Below are 273 nucleotides of genomic sequence, written 5' to 3'. Positions count from 1 at the left end.
CGATGCAGTACGTTGACAACACCGGCAGAGCCAGCACCGATCCGACCAACACCGTCAGCCTCGTCGGCAAAGACAGCGGCAAACCCGTACAGGTTAAAAACGTCGCAGCCGGCACACTGAGCAACACCAGCACCGATGCCGTAAACGGCAGCCAGCTGTACGCCGTGGCCAACAACCCGCTGACCTTTGCAGGCGACAGCGGCACGAACGTTGAACGCAAACTGGGCAGCACCGTGAACGTCAAAGGCGGCGTAACCGACGCGACCAAACTGA

At 60.4% G+C, this 273-nt stretch carries 1 pseudogene; it reads left to right on the top strand.

Annotated features, from left to right (window positions below):
• Positions 1-273, top strand: a pseudogene (locus tag ACLD9W_RS12640) (hypothetical protein); the annotation flags it as partial.

The organism is Neisseria sp. WLZKY-1 (assembly GCF_046546535.1).
In the GTDB taxonomy this organism is placed as follows: domain Bacteria; phylum Pseudomonadota; class Gammaproteobacteria; order Burkholderiales; family Neisseriaceae; genus Neisseria.
This window is presented reverse-complemented; position numbering and strand designations above follow the sequence as displayed.